Annotated in this window: 2 protein-coding genes; one reads left to right on the top strand and one right to left on the bottom strand. The window is 58.8% G+C overall.

What is annotated here, in order from left to right; genetic code table 11:
• Window positions 1-331 precede the first annotated feature (331 nt).
• On the top strand, window positions 332-1,024 hold the full coding sequence (locus AX708_RS20055) for a hypothetical protein (RefSeq protein ID WP_082747238.1): 693 nt from the start codon (window positions 332-334) through the stop codon (window positions 1,022-1,024).
• Here AX708_RS20055 and AX708_RS15340 read toward each other — a convergent pair.
• On the bottom strand, window positions 997-1,402 hold a 406-nt coding region (locus tag AX708_RS15340; protein WP_156454582.1), incomplete at its 5' end, for a TraM recognition domain-containing protein. The two genes, AX708_RS20055 and AX708_RS15340, sit on opposite strands and share 28 nt — an antisense overlap.

A 1,402-nucleotide genomic window follows, 5' to 3' on the forward strand; every position in this document is an offset into this window, starting at 1 on the left:
TACACCACTCCCGCCAACCCTTCACGACATCGCCGGTGAATAAGATGGGCTAAATGCGAGGGAGGCCGTTTCAGCTTCGAGTTGGCGGCGCCAGCGTCCGGCGGTGATCCCCTTCGACGGAACGCAGGAGATAATCCTAAACCAAGGTGGTTCTGCAGAACGCGCTCTTGTTCCTGCGCAACCGCGTCGCGCAGCGGCGTCGGCTCCATGGCGCAAACACGCGGGCCCGCTAGTCGAAGTCGTGCCGAAAGGGCACCCCAGTTCCGTAGCTAGAACCGGGCGCCGGATCGTGCTTGCCGTGGATCGGCCGACTGGCTGGTCGCTCAATCCAATGTCCGTTCTATCGGGCGATGGAGCTCGCCGACAGGACATCGCAGCTACCTTCGCCAACATTCTCCATGCCGGCACTTCAACGCACGTCACGATCGCTGAGGAACGCGAGGCACGCCAGATACTGGGTGCCTTGATCGGCATGCTGGCCAATTTCCGGCTTGAATCCCTGCGTGATCTCACACGACTCGACGATGTCTGGCGTTATCTTTCCGAAGTGAGCGGAAGGAATGACCCCGGCAACGTGCTGGACGACCCGGTCATGGCATTTGCGATGATGGCAGACCGGCTTGCTGCCATCTCGGCAACCGATAGTCCTGAATACCGAGCCCTTGCGGCATTTCTGGAAATGAAACGCGCTGCAGATGAGCCGACGAGTATTGCCACACGGGATCGTATTGCTGCTGCCGCAGTGCGACCCCTGCGTGAATTTCAGCAGCCCGGACTGCGACGTGCATTGTCCCCTGGTAATGTTGACCTGGACGATGTGTTGCGCGATCCGAATATGCATATTGTGATCGAGCACGACGTAGATGCCGGGCCGGCCGCAAGAGCAGTGGTCAACCTTTGGCTGGGGGCCGTGCGCATAAAGGCGGACGTGATTCCGGACCGAGCGCCCGTAATGATTGCAGTGCCCTTTTCTAGGCACATGGCCGATCTCGCATTTCAACGCTCCAACGCCGACGTATTTTGAGGGCGGCGCGGAGCCATTGGGTTGGTGCCGTAAAGCCCGGTAAACAGCGGATCGGTAAGGTAGTTGATGCGTTTGACAAACGCCGTGCGCTGACCACTCATCCTGACCGCCATCCTGTCTGGTCGCATGTCGAAGAGTTCATCCTCGCTGACATCACCCAATAGCATCGCCATATCGCGAGACATGGCGAACGACTGATGCCCGAAAGTCATCAGAATCGCGCAGTTGTTGACGATCGTCTGATAGTCGTTCGGATAAAGTTGTCGCAGCTGCGAGGGATCCTGGAGCAGAAGCATCGCGCGCACGCCGTAACCGCGCATCAAGGTCGTGTCCGTCAATGTGGTGTAAATTCGTGTGTGGCCAGCGGGCGGCATTTTC

Source organism: Erythrobacter sp. CCH5-A1, from assembly GCF_001557115.1.
GTDB lineage: Bacteria > Pseudomonadota > Alphaproteobacteria > Sphingomonadales > Sphingomonadaceae > Erythrobacter.

Bases quoted from the DNA above. Each gene is read 5' to 3' on its own strand.
- AX708_RS20055 (WP_082747238.1), top strand. From the start codon at position 332: ATGTCCGTTCTATCGGGCGATGGAGCTCGCCGACAGGACATCGCAGCT.